We start from the raw sequence: 20,989 nt of genomic DNA on the forward strand, positions 1-20,989 counted from the left end.
CAGGTTAATTGGGAATTTTACTATATTTTTTGAAGCGGGACTTCATATGATGCACCAGAATGAGCAGTAATGGAAGTGCTATACCACAGGTCAGATCCCAATCAATCCAATAGGGAATAACGACCTTGAGATAAAAGCTCTCGTTTGGAGAGATTAGAATTGACATGGCGAGAATAAGCATGGCACCCGGCAGGATCAGAGAACGGTGACTGGACAAGCGAAACAGATGAGCGATGCCCAGGACAAAACCGTAGAAGAACAGAGCGGCTTTGAAGAAAACAGCAATAATCCAGACCGATGCTATGAAAGCTTCGATGCGTTGCATAAAGTTTCCGATATTGATCTTCTGTGAAAGGTTGAATGAAGCGAACCAGTGATGCTGGGTCATCCATGGTCCCATAACGAGCAGACACATACTTAGCGTCAGTGTGAGTAACAATCCGCCAATCATCCCTGCTAACAGAATGTCCTTCTCCAGATGGGGCTCATTTTTAGTGTAGGGAAAAAACATCATGAAGATGCATAGCTCACAGTAGGGATAGGTGAGTACAGCAACAAAACCTTTGAATGGATCAAGAAACCCTTGTGCCAGCACAGGTTGGATGTTGGACAAACGTACATGGGGGATTAGACACACCGTCAGAATAAGCAGAAACAACACGATCAGAGGAAGAAAGACCTCAGCAGTTTTACCAATGCTCTCCAGACCCGACAGAAGCCCCCAGACAAGCGCACACATAAAAACCAAATGCAGAATCAGTAATGGAGATTCCGGCAAGATCTGAGTAGACATAAAATCGCCAATCTCCCTAATGAACGTTGAGGTACTGATCAGGAAATAAAAGAGATAAAAAGAGCCAAACAAGGTTCCGATCCAGGGTCCCAGTGTTCGAAGAGCATTTTGAATCAGATTTAACCGGGGATGCAGTTTGTAGGCAACTAGCATAATGAAGAGTATTCCCAAGCCCCCTACGACTCCCAATAAGGCTGATAACCAGGCATCCTGATGAGCGTAGGATGTGATCATGGAAGGGAAGACCAGAATCTGCTCCCCAATTGTGCACAGGAACATGAGTGAAGCGAGCTGTCTAACAGTCAAACGTCCCTTTTCGATCATGAGGTATCTCCTTAACATATCTTGTCTATGTATTGGTTAGAATGCACCAATTGTGCCAGTTTTATAAAAGCCAACTCAAAAAGCCCGGGTAACTGATCTCTCTGTGATGTAGAGAAATCAGTTACCCGGGCTTATTAAAATGAGGTTAAGCAAACATAGTGTAACGCCTAAACAAAATCAGTTCGCAGTTGTCAGACGTATACGAATATTTTGTGGGTCTACCGTAAACCAGGTACCCTCCACTTGGGTAACGACTGCAACGGATTGACGCAATTGCTCAAGTGCCTGATCCAATTGTTCCTGTGTGGCGTACACAATGGTGAAGTAGTCAATTCCTGTAGCGTTATCTGGATTAACAGGTGCGTTCACTCCCGCCCAGATATTAAGTCCCAGATGATGATGATAGCCACCTGCGGATACAAATAGTGCTGACATGTTGGCGAAGTTACCCACGATATCAAAACCGAGTATGCCAGTGTAATAGTTGCGAGCTTCTTCCAGGCTACGGACGTGGAAATGTACATGACCAATAACGGTGCCAGTAGGCAGACCCTGCCAAGGTTCATTCTCCGAGATGGCAAACAGGCTTTCCACATCAACAGGATCACTTGCCATCACGTAGTTATTGTCGCTATCCCGTTTCCAGGTATCACGTGCACGGTCCGCATAGATCTCAATCCCGTTCTGATCGGGATCGGAGATATAGAAGGCTTCGCTGACCAAGTGATCGCCTTGGCCGATATCGATACCGGATGCAGCCAGATTACGAAGAGCAAGACCCAGGGACTTGCGGTCAGGCAGCAGGATGGCGAAATGATACAAGCCAGCGTGTGAGCGTTCCGGCAGGGTAATTCCATCCGTGAGCTCTTCCAATCGCAGCAGGGACTGTTTTCCGTCGGCTGTCAACGTGGCCACTTTGCCACTACGCTCCAGTAATTTTAATCCAACCACTTCGGTATAGAACTTAATTGAACGGTCTAGGTTCATAATTCGCAGACTCACTTCACCCAGATGGGTTGTGGCAGGGATTTGATACGTTGTATTCATGATGGTTTCCTCCTGATTATGTGATTATAGATAATAGGGCTTAGCGTTTGGTTGCTTGTATGCGTTGAAAACGGATTATGAAATTGCATATTGTTGAAGCAGAATTACAGCGTGACTGTATATTTATAAATAAGTTACTTTTCATAAGTTAATATAAAATATAAATCAGCTTTCGTCAATTGTATTTTACGATTAAAACTGGAGTTTTGTTGACAAGAACTGCTTCAATAGTTCTGTAAAAAAAAAAGTCCGACTGTGAAGCCGGATCGGAGTAAACCTCATTACATGAGTTATAAAACGGAATCGTTCTTGCCTGAGCGACATTCAAACTTTTGGTTTGGGTGTGGCCTTTTTTCTTTTGGCTGGTGCAGAAGGTGTATCCGATTCTCCTCCGGCAACCGCTTGCGCAGGCGTTTTGCGCGGTGCACGTTTCTTAGGCTTGGCCGTTGTTGTCCCAGGGTCAGCCGGAATAGGCTTCACGGCCTCGATACTTGCCTGCAAGGCAGCCATCAAATCCATCACATTAGCTTCAGGTTTGGCTGGAGCAATCTTGATTTCTTCGCCTGCCACTTTGTGCTGGATGAGGTCCAGCAGTTTGCTGCGATAGTCATCGGTATATTTACCGGGTTCAAAAGGTGTGGACAATTGATCAATCAGCAACTTTGCCATCGTGAGTTCCTTTTCATTCACGTTCTGCACTTCCGGCAAGTTGGGCACCTGGGAGACAGGACGAATCTCGTCCGGATAGAAAATCGTCTCCATGGAGAGGCAATCTTCCAGCACACGTATTGCAGCCAGACTGCTTTTCGAGCGAATGGAGATTTTGGCGATGCCAATTTTGCCGGTATCCCGCATGGCGTTCATCAACAGTTGGTAGGCATTTCCACCAGCCTGATCGGGCGATAGGTAATATGTTTTCTGAAAATAAATCGGATCAATCTCAGTCAAGTCGACAAAATCCAGTATGGTAATGGTTTTACTGGTGGAGTCGTTTAACGCTTCCAATTCATCTTTCTCGAAGAGAACAAACTTTCCTTTTTCATATTCATAGCCTTTGGTGATCTCTTCCCACTTCACGTCCACTTCACAGGAGGGACATTGACGAACATAAGCGAGCGGGCTGCCGCAGACTTTATGGATATAGCGCATCGAGATGTCTTTGTCTTCGGTAGCCGAGAACATTTTGACAGGGACATGCACAAGGCCAAAACTGATTGCGCCTTTCCAGACGGTATGCATAGATCGGCTCCTTTCAAAAGGTTGTTCAAAAATTTCCGCTTTTGATTACGAATCTCCGGACTTTTTGAACACGGATTTATATTTAATAGTATGGGCATCTGGCGCGAGGGATAATCGTCTTGTAGACGAACGAATTCGTATGGTTCGGCGAGACTCGGGGATGATAACAGAAACATGCTTCGGATTCCAACAGGAAGATGAGCATGGGATAAGTAAAGTAGTTTATTCTCGCAGCACATATGCCGGGAGGTGCAATATTGAAGAACAGACGTGATGAGGAAGAAGCTCACAAGCATGCATTTTCTCCGTATCCTCTTGCCAAAGCCGAAAGTGCTGAAGAATTCTATACACCTGCTACAGCTGTAAACTGGGAAGCGGTCACTTCAGAAGAATTGCCCCTTGATCGGGAGTCGTTCATGCTCGACATTGACCGGATGGTGAACGAAGGGTTAGGCGGGGGACAGGTTACGGAAGATAACGGTTATATTGGTGAAAGTACAACAGATAGCATGGTTCGAGAGTCACATGATGATCCGGAAGGGGAGTATGAATAAGATGATGGATGCAAAGCGCGCCAAAGCGATCTATGATTCGAAGGATACCATTGCCGTTACGCTGGAGGGAGATCCAGTCTGGATCGAGAATGTGGATGAAGCCAATGGTATGGCAACCGTTCAGGTTGGCAGCAGACCGGGAAATACCCAGACGGTTCGTGTGGATCGCTTGGAGGAGTAGATACAAGTAGCATATCGTTATAGAGGAATTAGAGAATGAATAAACGCAGAAATATATGCATAACACGGCCGGTACCGAGAGGTGCCGGTTTTTGGTTTTTCCTAATAGGAGTCTGAAACTTCGAAGGAAGCGAGTTTTGAGACACGTCTAATAATGCATGTTATATTTCCGCTTGCCTCCTTGGATGTTGCGGGGGAAGAAAGGGACCGATATAATAAGGTTCAAAGTGAACTCAGGCGGCTGGACCGCCAAAGGTGGGGCGAATATTGAATCAGACGCACGAGCAGTGGGTGTATCAATCCCATGGCATTGCAGATACAGAAGCACTCGCTTCCGCACTCGCCAGACAGGCAAACGCCGGCATGGTGATTGCTTTGGATGGTGATCTGGGCGCGGGAAAAACGGCATTTTCACAGAAATTTGCCTGGCATTTGGGTGTACGTGATGTGGTAAGCAGTCCCACATTCACACTAATTAAGGAGTACGAAGGGCGTCTGCCTTTATATCACATGGATGTATATCGCATATCGCTGGAAGAAGCGGATGAGCTTGGACTTGATGAATATTTCTATGGAGCCGGAGTCAGTCTAGTGGAGTGGTCGAGTATCATTCCCGAATTGCTGCCGCAAGAGCATTTGCATGTGCAGATTGACACAACGGGCCTGGAAGATCGAACGATTACGCTGGATGGGTACGGCGAGACTTATGCAGCCATGTGCCGACAGTTCAGACAGAATGGAGTCAAATGATGATGGAAGATTTACAAAAAGAGCCGCGTCAGCGGTTTTTGGCGTTGGATACATCCACCGCAGTGATGGCAGCTGCGATGATGGAAGATCATGCGCTTCTGGAAGAACGCAATGAACGGGCTGAGCGTAACCATTCGGTACACGTCGTACCGGTGATGGAGCAGCTGCTGGCCGCCAGCAACACACAGCCTGGGCAACTTGACGGCATTGCCGTTGGCGTTGGCCCAGGCTCGTACACGGGCATCCGCATTGCGGTGACCGCGGCGAAGACACTGGCCTGGGCGTGGGACATCCCCGTAGCCGGGGTGTCCAGCCTTCAGGCCATCGCCTGGGGCGGCTGGCACAGCGGCCTCGCCGCCAAGGCAGAAGCTGCGGCAGAAGATGCCGCAGCAGGGGCTGGCGGAACGCCATCCGCGGACCAGGGCAGCACAGGTGCTGCCCCTGTCCACTGGATCGTTCCGCTTGTGGATGCACGGCGCGGTCAAGCGTGCACCGCGCTGTTTGCCTCCGCCGGGAGCGATGCGCCCCGGCGTCTGGCGCCTGATGCCATCCGCAAGATGGACGGATGGCTGGAAGCCCTCGCCGCCCGCATGGCGGAGGCGGCGCCGGAAGAGCGGCCCGTAGCCGTCTGGATCGTCGGCGAGACGGGCCCTCATGCTGCGGCAGCGGCGGAGCTTCGCTGCCCCGCAGGAACGGCGATCCAGCTCGTACCTTATGAGCTGGAAGGCCGCTGGGTTGGGCGCCTTGGCGCCGCCGCGCTGCTTGCAGGTCAGCGTGATGACGTGCATGCGCTGGTGCCAAACTACACCCAGCTGTCTGAAGCGGAAGCCAATCTGCTGCGCAAAGGCTAAAGGGGGAGGGGAAGCAGATGGACAATGTGGCGAATAATAAGCAGGAAGCAACGCTTCAGTTCAGGTTCATGACACTCGCGGATATTCCCGATGTGATGGAGATTGAACATGAGGCCTTTACCCTGCCCTGGACGGAAGAAGCATTTCAAAATGAATTGACACACAATCATTTTGCTAAATATATGGTGATGGAATTAGATGGAAAGGCCATTGGCTATGCAGGTATGTGGACAATCATGGATGAAGCCCATATTACCAATATTGCAGTCAGAGGCGCGTATCGTGGACGCAAGCTTGGTGAAAAGTTACTGGATGAATTAATGAGCACAGCGGCTTATCTCGGGATGGAACGAATGACGCTGGAGGTCAGAGTCTCGAACAGCATTGCTCAGCGTTTATATCAGAAAAAAGGGTTTGAATCGGCGGGTCTTCGTAAAGGATATTACTCCGATAATGGGGAAGATGCGATGATTATGTGGGCGAACTTGCCGTCTGCAGGCCGGAGCGGCGAAGAGGAAGGAAGCGTACTGGATTCATGAACGAACTTAATGAAAAAATAAATTCTGCACCATCCTACATTTTGGCGGTGGAGACAAGCTGTGATGAAACATCGGTAGCAGTAGTCAAAGATGGACGGGAAGTGCTGTCCAATCTGATCTCAAGTCAGATCGAGACCCATAAGGCATTTGGTGGTGTTGTACCTGAAGTGGCTTCACGCAAACACGTTGAAGTCATTACGTTGATGCTGGAACAGGCGATCGAACAGTCCGGCATTCGTCCACGTGATCTAAGTGCAATCGCCGTGACGCAAGGTCCGGGGCTGGTCGGAGCACTGCTGGTGGGTATCGTTGCGGCCAAAACGATGGCGATGGCACTGGGCAAACCGCTCATTGGCACACATCATATTGCCGGGCATATCTATGCCAACCGACTTACTCATGAACTGCAATATCCAGCGATGGCACTGGTCGTATCTGGTGGACATACAGAACTCGTGCATATGGAATCCGAGGGTAAGTTCAAACTGATTGGTCGTACACGTGATGATGCCGTAGGCGAAGCGTATGACAAAGTAGCACGTGCACTGGGTTGTCCTTATCCGGGAGGCCCGCATGTGGACCGGATGGCGTCTGAAGCGGAGGATGTAGTGCCATTACCACGGGTATGGCTGGAAGCAGGTTCGTACGATTTCAGTCTCAGTGGTCTGAAGTCTGCTGTACTGAATGTGCTCAACCAGGCCAAAATGCGCGGAGAAACCTTGGAGCCGTCTGCGGTTGCACGTGGTTTCCAGGAAGCTGTTGTTGAAGTGTTGGTGGAGAAAGCCGTTAGAGCAGTTCGTGAATATGGTTCACGTCAACTGTTATTATGTGGTGGTGTTGCAGCTAACCGGGGGTTACGCTCGGCATTACAGGAGCGATGCACGAAGGAAGGGCTTGAACTGTTGATCCCGCCAATGGAGTATTGTACAGATAATGCGGCCATGATTGGAGCGGCTGCGTATCTGAAATGGCAGCGGGGAGAAATTGCTGAATTTGATGCGAAGGCAGATCCAGGACTTTCTCTGGAGGAATGGTCCGTTCAGTCCTTATAGAGGTTGTTCAAAAAGCCCGCTTTTGATTACGAATGATGCCTAGCGGCATCATCAGCATCGAATATGGGATTCAGCCGAAATGTCCGTTGCTCACGTAGTTTTGACTACGCTCCGCTACTCCATTTCTAGCTTCATCCCATCTTCTCGGTACTGAAAACCGATCTTTTTGAACACGCACTTATAGTTTATATAAACAGGCAGTTTGAGATTAAGAGTTGACAGCAGGGATGTAAAGAATGTATATTTAGTTACAAATTTAAACAGGAATTCAGATTCCTGAACTGATAAACGCGATGAACAGGAATAGTAAGGTCATTCCCGGTCTTAGAGAGCTGCGGTATGGTGCAACGCAGTCGAAGGAAACCTGAAACTCACCTGGAAGCGGAACGATGGAACACGGTGACTCCCTGGGAGAATCCGAAGGCCGATCATGGCCCAAAGTACATGGTTACGGGTTGCCTCCGTGAATGGGCCGTTGTCGGTAGGACCGTTATTACAAGGATCAACTGACGATAACTGAGGGGGCTTTCAGGCTGCTTCAAGTGATCCGGATATGCGAAAGCATTCAGGGGTTGTCTTGAATGAACAGGAAGGAAGTCAACAAGAGTGGTACCGCGAAGGTGAACAGCCTGTCGTCTCTTGCATTATTGCATGAGGTGGCAGGTTTTTTTGATTTTCAAAATAAGGATGAATGAAGTTAGGTCATATTATAAATGTGATGAACGGGAGTAGTAGAACGATAAAGCGCTCAGAGAGCTGCGGGGTGGTGCGACGCAGTGGCTGGAATCATTCGAATCTCGCCCGGGAACGGAGTTGTGGAAGCGTGGGGACGATATCAATCGCCCAGTTGTCCTGATGGACAACAACATGTGTTACACAGCAACGGTTAACCCCCGTTATAGGGTGTTTCTCCGAATGCGAGTAGTGTCGTGCGTGCACGCACATCCAGCGGATTTCGGAGACGACGAGGTGGATGGAGTCCGGCGCAAGCCTGGCCCATCAAGCGAGAGTGGTACCGCGGAGGGGATAATAACCCGCCGTCTCTTATATGAGATGGCGGGTTATTTGTGTTTGCTGCCGGCAGCAGGGTGGGCATGGGAAGAACCATATGGGGATTGAAAAGTCAGAGGATCAGGGTGTAAGTCGACGTACACTCTGTCATGAAGGTAAGCAGGATATACAACGAACGAGTAACGAACATTGAACAACAAGTATAGGCACGAAACATTCAACAGGTATTACTGATCACCAAGGACTAAGCTACAAACAACATACGCGTTTACAAACAAAATATATAACAACAGGGACGGCGATTAGCGGGTGTTCTGTGGCACGTGGATCGTAACGAAAATATTTATAAAAATTTGATGGAGGTTGATGGATATGACAACAACTAATAACAAACGCATGATTGAAATTTTTGATACAACGCTGCGTGATGGAGAACAGGCACCGGGAGCAAGTCTGCAGCCCGAGCAAAAGATTGAACTGGCACACCAACTGGCTTCTCTGGGTATCGACGTCATTGAGCCTGGATTCCCGATCTCCAGTCCAGGTGAGTTCGCGGCGGTTCAGGCGATTTCGAGACAGTTGCAGAACGTGGAGATCTGTGGATTCGCGCGTGCGGTCAAAGGTGATATCGATGCAGCAGTTCAAGCAACAGCGGATGCAGCACGTCGCCGAATTCACCTGTTTATCTCTTCTTCGGATATTCATATTGAGCATCAACTACGCCGTCCGCGCAGTGAAGTGGTGGCTACCGCTCGTGAGATGGTATCTTATGCACGCCAGTTCACGGACATCGTAGAGTTCACAGCGATGGACGCTGCCCGTACCAAGATGGACGATCTGATTGAAATGGTTGAAGTCGCCATTGAAGCTGGAGCGACCATTATTAATCTGCCGGATACGGTCGGATATGCCCTGCCACATGAGTATGGCGAGATGTTCCGCCGGGTGCGTGAGGGTGCAAGAGGTGGCGATCAGGTTCGTTATAGTGCTCACTGTCACAATGATCTGGGCCTGGCCGTAGCCAATAGCTTGGCTGCGATTGCCAATGGTGCTTCTCAGATTGAAGTGACCATTAATGGTATCGGAGAACGGACAGGGAACTGTGCACTGGAAGAGCTGATTATGGCGCTGGAGACTCGGGGAGACGCAATTGGTGCAACGACGAACATTAAGCTGAATCAGCTGTATGAGACTTCACGTCAGATTAGCCGTGCGATGCACTTCCCGATTGCGTACAACAAACCAGTGGTGGGACGTAATGCATTCCAGCATGAATCCGGCATCCATCAGGATGGTCTGCTGAAGAATCGGAGCACCTATGAAATTATGGACCCGGAAGCGCTGGGTATTCCGCGCAGCATGATTATTTTGGGCAAACACTCCGGTCGTCACGCCCTGAAGGATCGGGTTCGCAAATACGGTTTTGAGCCGGATGAGCAACAGATGGAGCAATTGTATGAGGTGTTCAAAGAAACCGCAGACCAGCAAAAAGTGGTCAGTGACGATCAGTTATTACAGATGGTTAGCCAGACCATGAATATTCCTGCACAGGACTATGAACTGGTTGAATTGCAGGTGACGGCCGGCAGCATGACGGATCGAATGGCCGCCGTTCGCATTCGCACAAGCGCTGGAGAACAATCTTACTCCGCTGTTGGCGGTGGACCCGTGGATGCAACCATCCGTGCGATTGGTCAGAGCATTTCCGATGATATTGCATTTGTTGATATGGAGATGCATGCCTTGAGTGGTGGAGAGGGTGCAAGTGCAGAAGCTGTAGTTACCGTGGAGCGTGCAGGACGTGAGTTCCGGGGAACAGCAACACATAATGATATCGTCATGGCTGCCGGTTTGGCTTATGTAGCGGCTTGTAATGCTGCTGGGCTGAAGGCCGAGTCTTCCGAACCTCATGAACAAGAAGCACATGCGTAAAACATCTATTGCCAGATCGCATCTACAGCGGCAATAGTAGCAATTGCAATTCGTTGTAAATATGCATGGCATATAGTAAATAAATGACGGGCAGGCCTTGAACGACAAAGGTCTGCTTTTGTCTTATTATGGAGGTACATTGAGGAGTGGAATGATGCATTTGTCAAGGTGTTATTATAGTTATCCACATATCCAGTGTAATTTGTGGGTAACTATCCCAAAGCCAAACCAGCATAGTTTTCGAAACGAAAAGGGTTTAGGGGATAGAATGACTCCTTACTATCCACAAAGTTGTGGATAAAGTGGATAACTTGGTGGATAAATATGGTTTTTGTGTGCAAAAGGCTATTCTACCGCTGTATAATTAAGCTTATTAATGTGCTTGCTATCTTGCTTTATTGTGGATAAGTGTAAGGGACAGGGGGATAAAAATATTTCTCTTCATTCGAGTAAATTTGACAAAAGTCAAAACAGCTCCCCTAAGTAGAGTTCAATCTCAAGGAACATAAAGAAGATAGGGTGCTTAGCTTCAATACGCATCCTCAACAAACAAAAAGCTGATCCCAATAAGGAATCAGCCGGTGGTACTACTATAATTGTATGACGCGATCAAGCCATGGGCTGAGTCTGTACTATTCGTACTATTCCATAGCTAGTTCTTCCCAGTCCTCGTATGCTTTGGTGAGTTCTGCTTTGTGTTCCTCCGATTGTTGCTGGAGTTCTTGCAGCTTCATATAATCCTGATAGATTTCAGGCAGAGCCATCTGTGCCTCAAGTTCGGTAATCTTTGTTTCCAACTCTGCAATCTGTTGTTCCAGAGCTTCCTGCTTGCGTTGTCGGTTGCGCTCTTCACGCTTCGCCTGTTTTTCCGCTTCGAATGAAGCCGCTCCGGATTTTTCGGTTGTGGCTGTGTTCAGATCGGATTTGGACGAGTTCTTGGACGAAGCCTGACGTGCCTCAGCAGCTTCACGTGCGATGTCCTCAAGCTCCTGTTTTTTCTCCACATAATCATCGTAATTACCGAGATATTGTTCTGTGCCGCCTGGATGAAGCTCAACAATGCGTTCAGCCATTTTGTTGAGGAAATACCGGTCATGGGAGATGAATAGCAGGGTGCCTTCATAATCCATTAAAGCCGCTTCCAACACTTCTTTGGCAAACAGGTCGAGATGGTTCGTAGGCTCATCCAGAATGAGCATGTTGGCTTCCTTCAGCATCAGCTTGGAGAGAGACACACGTGCCTTCTCACCGCCGCTGAGGGAGGAGATTTTCTTGAGCACATCGTCACCGCTGAACAAAAAGTTCCCCAGTACGGTCCGAATGCGTGCTTCTTCCATCCCGGGATAGGCACTCCACAGTTCTTCCAGAACCGTGTTGGACGGATTGAGCCCAGTCTGTTCCTGATCATAATAGCCAATCTGCACTTTTGTTCCCCATTGGATCTCCCCGCTTACCGGACGTAAACTTCCCGTAAGACACTTCAGCATGGTGGATTTACCAATACCGTTTGGTCCAATCAGAGCAACCGTTTCCCCGCGTCGCAGATCGAAGGATACGTTGCGGAACAATGGAGAAGCCTCGTCATAAGCGACAGACAGCTGATCCACTCGAAGCACTTCCTTGCCTGACATAACGGCGGTTTCGAAGGAAAAATGGGCTTTTTTCAAATCTCCCATTGGTTTATCAAGCCGCTCCATTTTGTCGAGGGCTTTGCGCCGGCTTTGCGCCCGTTTGGTCGTCGAAGCACGTACAATGTTTTTCTGGACAAAATCTTCCATCTTGGAGATTTCGCCTTGCTGTTTCTCATATTGCTTCATCTGAGTTTCATATTCGGCAGCTTTGAGCTCCATATAACGGCTGTAATTTCCCGTATATTTTTTGGAGCGGTGACGTTCGATCTCAACGATGGTTGTTACGAGTCGATCAAGGAAGTACCGGTCATGGGATACCACGAGCAGTGCGCCTGAATAACCTCTCAGATAATCTTCCAACCAAGTAAGGGTGGCGATATCGAGATAGTTGGTAGGCTCGTCCAGCATGAGCAGATCAGGTGCCTGAAGCAAAATACGAGCAAGCGCAAGGCGTGTCTTCTGCCCGCCGCTCAGAGTAGCAATGGGAGTGTCTGGCGAAAATTCGCCGAATCCCATCCCGTGCAGTACGCTGCGAATGCGGGTTTCCATCTCATAACCGCCATGGTCCTTGAACCAGTCGGAGCGTTTCGCATAACGTTCCAGCAGGTCAGCATACTTTTTCTCGTCTTCCATCTGGGCAGGGTCGGCAATATCGCGTTCCATCTGACGCAAATCAGCTTCAGCCTGTGTCAGGTGAGCGAAGACGTTCATCATTTCTTCCCAGATGTTACGGTCGGATTGTAGCCCGCTGTTCTGAGCCAGGTAACCGAGCGTCGTTTCTTTGGACTTGAAAATCTGTCCTCCGTCATAGGACATTTCACCGGCTACAATTTTGAGCAAAGTGGATTTCCCTGCACCGTTTACACCAACGAGGCCGATGCGCTCGCGTTCTAATATTTGTAAGTTCACGCCGTCCAGGATTGGATCGACACCAAAACGTTTGATAATTCCGGATACTTGCAGCAGCATAAAATTAAGTTCCTCCATAGGTCCAGTTCTTGATATGACAACTATATCCCAGTTTACATGAAATACAGAGCAATTGCACCGATTGGGAACGCATGGGGCATGTAGTCTTTTTGATCAATCAATGATAAACTGAAAGAAGGCATGTTATTACATGAGGATTTTGCAGAAAATGAATCATTTTAACCATTTCAACAAGATGACAACTGGTCATAACATATAAATTGTTTTTAATGAGAGCTTTTTTCTACCTTCCCTATCAACAGGAGGTTATTCAAGGATATGCAGGATCATGCGGAACTGAAAAGTCAGCTTCGATCCAGACTGAGACAGAGCCGTGATCTGATGGATGCAAACATGCGTCAGCAGGCAATGACTAAGATTAACGCTGGAGTGAAGCGGGAGCTGGAGCGCCTTAGACAGGCCAAGAGCAAGGTTGTGAACAAACCACTCGTTATATTCAGTTATTTGTCCTATGGAGGCGAAGCGTCCACAGCTTTTCTGTTTCAAGAGGGCTGGAATCATGGAGATGTGATGTTTGCACCAAAAGTGTTGGCGAATCCACCTCGAATGGAGCTACGGCGAGTGACTGGAGAACAAGATCTGGAGCCAGGCATATGGGGGATACCGGAACCCAAGGATTCCTGTGAAGTCCTGACGCCTGATGATTGGCCGGATATCGATCTCATATTGGTACCGGGGCTTGGTTATGATCTCCATGGCGGGCGTATTGGTTATGGTGGCGGTTATTATGATCGTTTTGCCGAGACGCTTGCAGCAACATGTGTGATGACGGGCAAGAAACCGTTGATGGCTGCGATGGTATTGCCGGGTCAGCTACAGGAGGAGATCCCGATGGACCTGCTCGATCTGCGGATTGATCTGTTGATAACAACCGAAGGTATATTACATATCGAATAAAGGGTTGTGATGTGATTGAGTTCAGAAGTGAACAACGGCCAGGCTTCCGGTGGTAAACTGACCCATTTTAATGAACAGGGGCGGGCCCGGATGGTTGATATCTCAGGTAAGGAAATTACCGTACGTACGGCTGTGGCTGTAACCAAAGTGACGATGAATCCAGATACACTGGAAGCGATTCGGGAGGGCCGAATCGGCAAAGGTGATGTTCTGGCTGTGGCTCAGATTGCCGGGATTCAAGGCGCGAAGAAAACGTCGGACTGGATTCCGATGTGCCATCCGCTGGCACTGACGGGTGTGGATATTCGTTTTCATGATAACGGAGTGGATGAATTACACATTGAAGTTACTGTCAAAACCGAAGGCAAAACGGGTGTTGAGATGGAGGCGCTCACGGCTGCCTCAGCTGCAGCACTGACGGTCTATGACATGTGCAAGGCCATGCAAAAAGATATGATTATCGGTCCAACCATGTTGAATTCCAAGAGTGGTGGCAAAAACGGTGATTATAGCCGATAGGCAATATTTATTTTCATAGAGGAGAAGGGTGATCTTTATGGTGTGGAGAACAGCAATCCTGACAGCCAGTGACAAAGGAGCCCGCGGGGAACGTGAGGATACGAGTGCACAAGTCATTCGGGAGCTGGTGGAAGAAGAGCTGGGTGGTCAAATCGTGGAGTACCGTATCGTTCCGGATGAACCCGATGAGATTATTGCGGCTTTGATTGAGATGACGGATTATTTTCACGCCGATCTGGTGCTGACTACCGGTGGCACGGAGCTGGCCATTCGTGATATTACTCCGGAAGCGACCCGGCGCGTAATTGAGCGGGAAGTTCCCGGGATGGCAGAGGCCATGCGGTACAGTGTAATGAGCAAAAACCGTTCTGCAATGCTGTTCCGCGGGGTATGTGGCATTCGAGGGCGCACGCTGATTGTTAATCTGCCAGGTACACCAAAGGGTGTGCATGAACATCTGGCTGCCATTATGGATCAGCTTCCGGAAGCGCTGCTGATGGTTACGGGTCAGTTCAAGCAATAATCGAGCACGGACTCTGGGGCAAGATATCCGATTAGCCATGAACCGGTGTTAGATTGTTCTAGTGACATCTCTTATCTTATTTGTGAATTTTGCGGGTTATGTAAGTGGTTACATCTATGGTATGATGGGCTTAAATTAAGAACGCAGCAGAGACATCTATGAACATCTGGCCGAGTATGCGCATCTTCGAAGCTTGAGACGAGGAGGAATATCAATGTTTAGTTCCATTGGACCAACGGGCTTTATTTTGCTGGCCGTGATTGCATTGTTGTTGTTTGGACCCAACAAACTTCCGGAACTGGGACGTGCAGTTGGGCGTACCTTCCGTGAATTCAAAGAGGGCGCTCGCGAGATTATCTCTGAGGATGACTCGTCCAATCGCAAAGAGCAGGAGAAGGCGAAACCGCTGGCGGCTGAGAGCACACCTGCAGACAAGCCTGCTGATAAACGCCTGCCGGAATAATCTTGACGGCAATGAAAGAGAAATCCCTTCCTGCCGGAAGGGTTTTGTATTTTAAGCTGGCAATAATGGGGGGCAGGCATGACGCAGCAAATGGAAGAAATGTCGATTACGGAACATCTGAGCGAGCTGCGGAAGCGGCTGATCTACGTATTAAGTATTTTTGTGCTGGGACTGATTGCAGGATTTTTTGTGGCGGACCCGGTATACCAATATCTGACCAAGGCAGAGTCGGCAAAAGGTTTTGTATTACATGCCTTCTCGTTCTGGGACGGGATTGGCATCTATATGAAGATTGCAGGGTTGTTCTCACTTATTATTACACTGCCGTTTACGGTGTATCAGATCTGGAAGTTTGTTAGTCCAGGGCTAAAGCCGCGCGAACGAAAAGCGACGCTGAAGTATGTGCCCTATGTGTTTCTTTTATTTCTGACAGGTATGGCTTTCTCGTATTATGTTATTTTTCCGATGGCACTTGCCTTCACAACAGCGATAACGGAGAAGATGGGGCTTGTGGAGACCTATGGGATGAAACAGTATTTCAGCTTCCTGTTTGGCATTGTGCTGCCTGTGTCCCTGTTATTTGAACTTCCTTTACTTATTATGTTTCTGACAGGACTGCGGATTCTGAATCCAATTCGTCTTCGCAAGATGCGCAGAGTCTCTTACTTTGTTCTGATCTTCATTGCAGTGGTCATTACACCTCCAGACTTTATTTCCGACCTTCTGGTGATGATTCCCTTGCTCTTGTTATATGAGATCAGTGTGTTATTATCCGCAATCGTATATCGCAAGCAGCTTGCAGCCGATGAAGAGATCGAATCCCGCTACGTTCGTGCCGAGGATAAGAAACATGCGGGCTGAATGAGGATAAGCTGTAATGTGCCCGGAAAAGACGGTATGTTCTTATCCGGGCTATTTCTGTAGACTGCCGACAACACGACAGGACAAGCAGGCATATTATGTTCAACAATGGATACAATGGGGAAGGGACTGTCTGTTAACGTTGCAGAAGGGTTAAACAATTTCGTAGAATAAGATTAGTGAATTGCAACATAGAACCAGGCACAGCGGGTGTAAATTGGCTATGTTTGTGTAAATTCAACGTAAATTCTCGCAGGAATTCGTCAAAAGGACTTGAAATCATGCTTCAAGTTGAGTATCATAAAGTTGGTTGTTAGCACTGAACACTGTCGAGTGCTAATACATATGGCTACAACCTACAATGTAACGTTATATAATTTCAAAAGGAGGCTATTTTTCATGATCAGACCTTTAGGTGAACGCGTATTGGTAGAACCACTGGAGCAAGAACAAACAACTTCTTTCGGGATCGTACTCCCGGACTCCGCCAAAGAAAAACCGCAAGAGGGTAGAATCATTGCAGTTGGTGCTGGAGTATTGAAAGACGGCGTACGTGTAGCTCTGGAAGTGAAAGAAGGAGATCGCGTTATTTTCTCCAAATATGCCGGTACAGAAATCAAATTCGAAGGTAAAGAATATTTGATTATGAAAGAGAGCGATATTCACGCGATTCTCGACTAATTCAAATTTAATCGGATAACCGAACCATATAGCACGACCATTTTCCAACAAAAACTAGGGAGGTTTTCTTAACATGGCTAAAGACATTAAATTCAGTGAAGACGCTCGTCGCTCCATGCTTCGTGGTGTGGACGCATTGGCTAATGCAGTAAAAGTAACACTCGGTCCTAAAGGCCGCAACGTGGTTCTGGAGAAAAAATTCGGAAGCCCGCTCATCACTAACGATGGTGTAACCATTGCTAAAGAAATCGAACTGGAAGATGCATTCGAGAACATGGGTGCACAACTGGTTAAAGAAGTAGCAACAAAAACCAACGATGTTGCCGGTGACGGTACTACAACAGCAACTGTATTGGCGCAAGCGCTGATCACAGAAGGTCTGAAAAATGTAACTGCAGGCGCTAGCCCAATCGGTATCCGTAAAGGGATCGACAAAGCGGTTAAAGCTGCGGTTGCTGAATTGCAATCCATCTCCAAACCAATTGATTCCAAACAATCCATCGCACAAGTTGCAGCAATCTCTGCAGCTGACGAAGAAGTAGGCGAACTGATCGCTGAAGCTATGGAAAAAGTGGGTAAAGATGGCGTTATCACTGTAGAAGAATCCAAAGGATTCGCTACAGAGCTTGAAGTGGTTGAAGGTATGCAATTCGACCGTGGATACATCTCTCCTTACATGATCACTGATACGGACAAAATGGAAGCTGTTTTGGACAATCCGTACATCTTGATCACAGACAAAAAAATCTCCAGCACGCAAGACATCTTGCCATTGCTTGAGAAAATCGTTCAACAAGGCAAACCGCTGGTATTGATCGCTGAAGATATCGAAGGCGAAGCACTGGCTATGCTGGTTGTGAACAAATTGCGTGGTACATTCAATGCTGTAGCTGTTAAAGCTCCAGGATTTGGTGACCGTCGTAAAGCAATGCTGCAAGACATCGCTGCCCTCACTGGTGGCCAATTGATCACGGAAGAACTGGGTCTGGACCTGAAATCCGCTGTTGTGGAACAACTGGGTACAGCTCGTCAAATCCGCGTAACTAAAGAAAACACAATCATCGTTGACGGTGCTGGTAACAAATCCGATATCGATGCACGTGTTAGCCAAATCCGTACACAATTGGAAGAAACAACTTCCGAGTTCGACAAAGAGAAACTGCAAGAGCGTCTGGCTAAATTGTCCGGCGGTGTAGCAGTAATCAAAGTTGGTGCGGCTACTGAAACAGAATTGAAAGAACGCAAACTTCGCATCGAAGATGCCCTGAACGCAACTCGCGCTGCGGTTGAAGAAGGTATCGTATCCGGTGGTGGTACAGCGCTCATGAACGTATATAGCGCGGTTGCGGCTGTAGCTCTGTCCGGTGACGAGCAAACAGGCGTAAACATCGTCCTGCGTGCTCTGGAAGCACCAATCCGTACAATCGCAGCTAACGCTGGCGAAGAAGGTTCCGTAATCGTGGAACGTCTGAAAAAAGAACAAACAGGCATCGGCTTCAACGCTGCAACTGGCGAGTGGGTTAACATGATCGAAGCTGGTATCGTTGACCCTGCGAAAGTAACTCGTTATGCATTGCAAAACGCGGCTTCCGTAGCAGCAATGTTCTTGACTACTGAAGCAGTTATCGCTGACAAACCAGAACCAGCAGGTGCTGGTGGCGGAATGCCTGACATGGGCGGTATGGGTGGAATGGGCGGCATGATGTAATAAAGGTGTAAAAACCTTTAAAGCATCATGTGCCTGGCAGAGTGAATTCTCGTTACGATGTGACAAGAATTTGTGAAGCAGTCACTGTTACAAATTATAAACAATACAAAAACCACTTCTTAATTAAGGAGTGGTTTTTGTATTGTTGAGTATTTTTATAATCAAAGTTAGTATCAAGAGATATGGAGGGCATATATCATGAAACATATTAGAAAAATGATAGTGGCAGGTTTAGTGTCTGCTGCTGTTATCATCTTAATCTATAATTTCACTTCTGATTCCGAACGAAAATTTGTAAAAGTAAATGAAGCTAGTGATACTCCATTAACTACATTCACAGTAATTAATAATGAGGATTTCGCAGGCACTACAAATACGCATCAGTTTGATATTCCAACAGGGTTTAGTTATGTGAAAGTGAGTTTTAAAAACACGGGTTCGAAACACTTCACGTTCACGATCAATGAAGGATCACCTAGTGGAACTGAAATATTGTATGGCAGGGTCCCGGCAGACGGAAAAGAGCATACATATTATAGTGACAAAGCATTGTCGACGGGTTCGTATTATGTAAGTACCTCTTCTGCGCAAGGGATGTCGGGCATATTGGATGTTTCTCTTGGAACTGATGTTATTTAAAGATTCGGTAATTCGCTCTAAATGTAGATTTGAAGCCCTGTGATTGAAACCTCGTTCCTATGGTTTCGTATGTACTGTGATACATAGAGAGCTTATCAGTAACGACTTGAGGAGGAAATGATTTGAGAAAGGGTACAAAGTGGACATTATGGATTCTGGGCTTGATGCTCGCTGCAATTTTTATTAACTTCTATATGAATCTATATAGCTTCGCTTATGCGCTAATTACCGTGCTGTTGCTTGCTTTTATGGGGTGGGGTTTCTTAGCGAAATTAAAGAACGACGTTCGTCAGCATGAAGATTACCATAGAAGAGAGCATCAGTATGCGAACGATGACATCGATAGATACACCAGGTAGAATTCAACCAACCTATCATACTTAGCACGTAGCATACATGAGAAGTTATAAGAAACTTGCCCTGAAATGATTAAAGGCTCCCGTGAGGGAGCTTTTTTAATGGATAATCTTGTAAAAGGAAGTAGTGATGTTTTTCTATTGCTAAACAGACAGTTGTTAAGTAAAATAAACATATGAACAAGTGCTCATATATTAAAACATAAAACGATATTGGGGATGATACATATGTACGATGTATTGGTTATCGGAGCTGGGCAGGCAGGCTTGGCAGCAGGTTACTATCTTCAACAGTCGGGGTTAACCTTTTTAATCGTTGATGCTGCCTCATCTATCGGGGAATCTTGGCGTAAACGGTACGATTCCTTGCGTCTTTTTACCCCACGAATGTATGATGGGTTACCGGGAATGCCGCTTAATGGAAATGAAAATAGCCTGCCAAGCAAAGATGAAATTGCAGATTATTTTGAAAACTATGCTAAACAAATGGAGCTTCCAATAAAGTTAAACTGTAAAATCTCCCGTCTCTCGAAGCAAGATGAGGTGTACTATGCTGAAACCAATGATGGAACGATTGAAGCGCGCAATATTATCGTTGCCACGGGGCCTTTCCAGACCAAAAATGTTCCTCATTTTGCTAAAGCATTATCCGAGCATGTGATTCAGCTTCACTCATCAGAATATAAAAATATCTCTCAATTGCTTCCTGGATCAACAGTAGTTGTAGGCGGAGGGAATTCAGGTGCCCAAATCGCCGTAGAGTTGACATCAGATGATAAGCAAACCGTATACATATCCATAGCTCGAAATATTACCTTTAGGCCTTTGCATATTATGAGACGAAGTATATTCTGGTATTTTGAAAAGCTCGGAATATTACGTGCAAGTGCAGATCGTATGGTTGGAAAATGGTTGAGAAATCAGCCTGAGTACGTATATGGCTATGAGTTAAAAGAATTGATGACCCAGGGAAAAGTTAACCTGCGCCCACGTGCCATTAATGCAATAGATGACCGCATCCTATATGAGGATGGTAGTGAGACACGAATAGACAATATTATCTGGGCGACTGGGTTTAAGCGAAATGATAGTTGGATCGATATCAATACTGCTTTTGATGCCCAAGGTGTAATTATACACGAGAGAGGCGTATCACCGGTTGCTGGATTGTACTTTGTAGGGCTACCTTGGCAAACATCACGGGGTTCAGCACTGTTGGGATGGGTTAAATACGATGCTCAGAAAATCGTTAATCATATCATTCAAAGGTAAGACACATTAAACTATATAAATTGAGCTAATCATTTACACGATAACGGAGAGGACAGAAAAAACCTGAAAAAGCAAAGCGTTCGCCTTTATCCCCGGATTTTCCCCTTCGGAAAAGGAATCAAAAAAATCTGGGGATAACAGCGATTGGAAGGTTATTCTGTCATCGTAGTGTCTGTG

Annotated in this window: 21 protein-coding genes and 2 other annotated features; of the genes, 17 read left to right on the plus strand and 4 right to left on the minus strand. The window is 47.2% G+C overall.

The window, feature by feature from the left end; all coding sequences use genetic code 11:
• Positions 1–4: 4 nt before the first annotated feature.
• The 3 genes from MHI55_RS07030 to MHI55_RS07040 all read right to left on the minus strand — a co-directional run bounded on the left by MHI55_RS07030 (position 5) and on the right by MHI55_RS07040 (position 3,403).
• Complete coding sequence (locus MHI55_RS07030; protein ID WP_340389411.1) at positions 5–1,117, minus strand: endospore germination permease; 1,113 nt, start codon at positions 1,115–1,117, stop codon at positions 5–7.
• 177 nt (positions 1,118–1,294) lie between these two features.
• Positions 1,295–2,164: a VOC family protein gene (locus tag MHI55_RS07035; protein WP_315372854.1), complete on the minus strand. Its 870-nt coding sequence runs from the start codon at positions 2,162–2,164 to the stop codon at positions 1,295–1,297.
• 324 nt (positions 2,165–2,488) lie between these two features.
• The gene (locus tag MHI55_RS07040; protein ID WP_047841984.1) at positions 2,489–3,403 is read right to left on the minus strand and encodes a Ku protein; all 915 of its coding nucleotides are present in this window, start codon (positions 3,401–3,403) and stop codon (positions 2,489–2,491) included.
• Between the two features lie 257 nt (positions 3,404–3,660).
• Here MHI55_RS07040 and MHI55_RS07045 point away from each other — a divergent pair, with 257 nt between their 5' ends.
• From MHI55_RS07045 to MHI55_RS07075, 7 genes are all read left to right on the plus strand, one after another.
• Positions 3,661–3,957: a hypothetical protein gene (locus MHI55_RS07045; RefSeq protein WP_076209630.1), complete on the plus strand. Its 297-nt coding sequence runs from the start codon at positions 3,661–3,663 to the stop codon at positions 3,955–3,957.
• A 4-nt stretch (positions 3,958–3,961) separates the two neighbouring features.
• Complete coding sequence (locus MHI55_RS07050; RefSeq protein ID WP_026081228.1) at positions 3,962–4,138, plus strand: H-type small acid-soluble spore protein; 177 nt, start codon at positions 3,962–3,964, stop codon at positions 4,136–4,138.
• Between the two features lie 266 nt (positions 4,139–4,404).
• Positions 4,405–4,887 (plus strand): tRNA (adenosine(37)-N6)-threonylcarbamoyltransferase complex ATPase subunit type 1 TsaE, encoded by a 483-nt coding sequence (gene tsaE / locus MHI55_RS07055; RefSeq protein WP_076319083.1) that lies wholly within the window; start codon positions 4,405–4,407, stop codon positions 4,885–4,887.
• A 2-nt stretch (positions 4,888–4,889) separates the two neighbouring features.
• On the plus strand, positions 4,890–5,738 hold the full coding sequence (tsaB, locus tag MHI55_RS07060) for a tRNA (adenosine(37)-N6)-threonylcarbamoyltransferase complex dimerization subunit type 1 TsaB (protein ID WP_340390578.1): 849 nt from the start codon (positions 4,890–4,892) through the stop codon (positions 5,736–5,738).
• A gap of 17 nt (positions 5,739–5,755) precedes the next feature.
• Positions 5,756–6,277 carry a ribosomal protein S18-alanine N-acetyltransferase gene (rimI, locus tag MHI55_RS07065; RefSeq protein WP_076251466.1) on the plus strand — a complete coding sequence of 174 codons (522 nt, stop codon included), beginning with the start codon at positions 5,756–5,758 and terminating at the stop codon, positions 6,275–6,277.
• Complete coding sequence (gene tsaD, locus MHI55_RS07070) at positions 6,274–7,329, plus strand: tRNA (adenosine(37)-N6)-threonylcarbamoyltransferase complex transferase subunit TsaD (protein WP_036611272.1); 1,056 nt, start codon at positions 6,274–6,276, stop codon at positions 7,327–7,329. The genes rimI and tsaD overlap by 4 nt, the downstream gene beginning before the upstream one ends.
• 284 nt (positions 7,330–7,613) lie before the next feature.
• Positions 7,614–7,972, plus strand: a binding site (T-box leader).
• 66 nt (positions 7,973–8,038) lie between these two features.
• Positions 8,039–8,377, plus strand: a binding site (T-box leader).
• A gap of 335 nt (positions 8,378–8,712) precedes the next feature.
• Entirely contained in the window at positions 8,713–10,272 is a 1,560-nt protein-coding gene (locus tag MHI55_RS07075; protein ID WP_076327292.1) for a 2-isopropylmalate synthase, read from the plus strand.
• A gap of 641 nt (positions 10,273–10,913) precedes the next feature.
• Here the strand turns inward: MHI55_RS07075 and MHI55_RS07080 are convergent.
• Positions 10,914–12,872 carry an ABC-F family ATP-binding cassette domain-containing protein gene (locus MHI55_RS07080; RefSeq protein WP_036668959.1) on the minus strand — a complete coding sequence of 653 codons (1,959 nt, stop codon included), beginning with the start codon at positions 12,870–12,872 and terminating at the stop codon, positions 10,914–10,916.
• 279 nt (positions 12,873–13,151) lie between these two features.
• Here MHI55_RS07080 and MHI55_RS07085 point away from each other — a divergent pair, with 279 nt between their 5' ends.
• From MHI55_RS07085 to MHI55_RS07130, 10 genes are all read left to right on the plus strand, one after another.
• Entirely contained in the window at positions 13,152–13,790 is a 639-nt protein-coding gene (locus tag MHI55_RS07085) for a 5-formyltetrahydrofolate cyclo-ligase (RefSeq protein WP_340389413.1), read from the plus strand.
• Between the two features lie 27 nt (positions 13,791–13,817).
• Positions 13,818–14,309, plus strand: a complete 492-nt coding sequence (gene moaC, locus MHI55_RS07090; protein ID WP_306068493.1) for a cyclic pyranopterin monophosphate synthase MoaC — start codon at positions 13,818–13,820, stop codon at positions 14,307–14,309.
• A 37-nt stretch (positions 14,310–14,346) separates the two neighbouring features.
• Complete coding sequence (locus MHI55_RS07095) at positions 14,347–14,832, plus strand: MogA/MoaB family molybdenum cofactor biosynthesis protein (protein WP_017690080.1); 486 nt, start codon at positions 14,347–14,349, stop codon at positions 14,830–14,832.
• A 214-nt stretch (positions 14,833–15,046) separates the two neighbouring features.
• Positions 15,047–15,295, plus strand: a complete 249-nt coding sequence (gene tatA, locus MHI55_RS07100; RefSeq protein WP_036668966.1) for a twin-arginine translocase TatA/TatE family subunit — start codon at positions 15,047–15,049, stop codon at positions 15,293–15,295.
• 78 nt (positions 15,296–15,373) lie between these two features.
• Complete coding sequence (gene tatC, locus MHI55_RS07105; protein WP_017690078.1) at positions 15,374–16,156, plus strand: twin-arginine translocase subunit TatC; 783 nt, start codon at positions 15,374–15,376, stop codon at positions 16,154–16,156.
• Between the two features lie 399 nt (positions 16,157–16,555).
• Complete coding sequence (groES, locus tag MHI55_RS07110; RefSeq protein ID WP_017690077.1) at positions 16,556–16,837, plus strand: co-chaperone GroES; 282 nt, start codon at positions 16,556–16,558, stop codon at positions 16,835–16,837.
• A gap of 73 nt (positions 16,838–16,910) precedes the next feature.
• Positions 16,911–18,545 (plus strand): chaperonin GroEL, encoded by a 1,635-nt coding sequence (groL, locus tag MHI55_RS07115; protein WP_036611259.1) that lies wholly within the window; start codon positions 16,911–16,913, stop codon positions 18,543–18,545.
• A gap of 198 nt (positions 18,546–18,743) precedes the next feature.
• Entirely contained in the window at positions 18,744–19,184 is a 441-nt protein-coding gene (locus MHI55_RS07120; RefSeq protein WP_340389415.1) for a hypothetical protein, read from the plus strand.
• Positions 19,185–19,306: 122 nt separating this feature from the next.
• Complete coding sequence (locus MHI55_RS07125; protein ID WP_340027218.1) at positions 19,307–19,543, plus strand: hypothetical protein; 237 nt, start codon at positions 19,307–19,309, stop codon at positions 19,541–19,543.
• A gap of 216 nt (positions 19,544–19,759) precedes the next feature.
• Entirely contained in the window at positions 19,760–20,812 is a 1,053-nt protein-coding gene (locus MHI55_RS07130; RefSeq protein ID WP_340027217.1) for an NAD(P)/FAD-dependent oxidoreductase, read from the plus strand.
• The last annotated feature ends 177 nt before the right edge of the window (positions 20,813–20,989 follow it).

Source organism: Paenibacillus sp. FSL E2-0151 (genome assembly GCF_037993015.1).
In the GTDB taxonomy this organism is placed as follows: domain Bacteria; phylum Bacillota; class Bacilli; order Paenibacillales; family Paenibacillaceae; genus Paenibacillus; species Paenibacillus amylolyticus.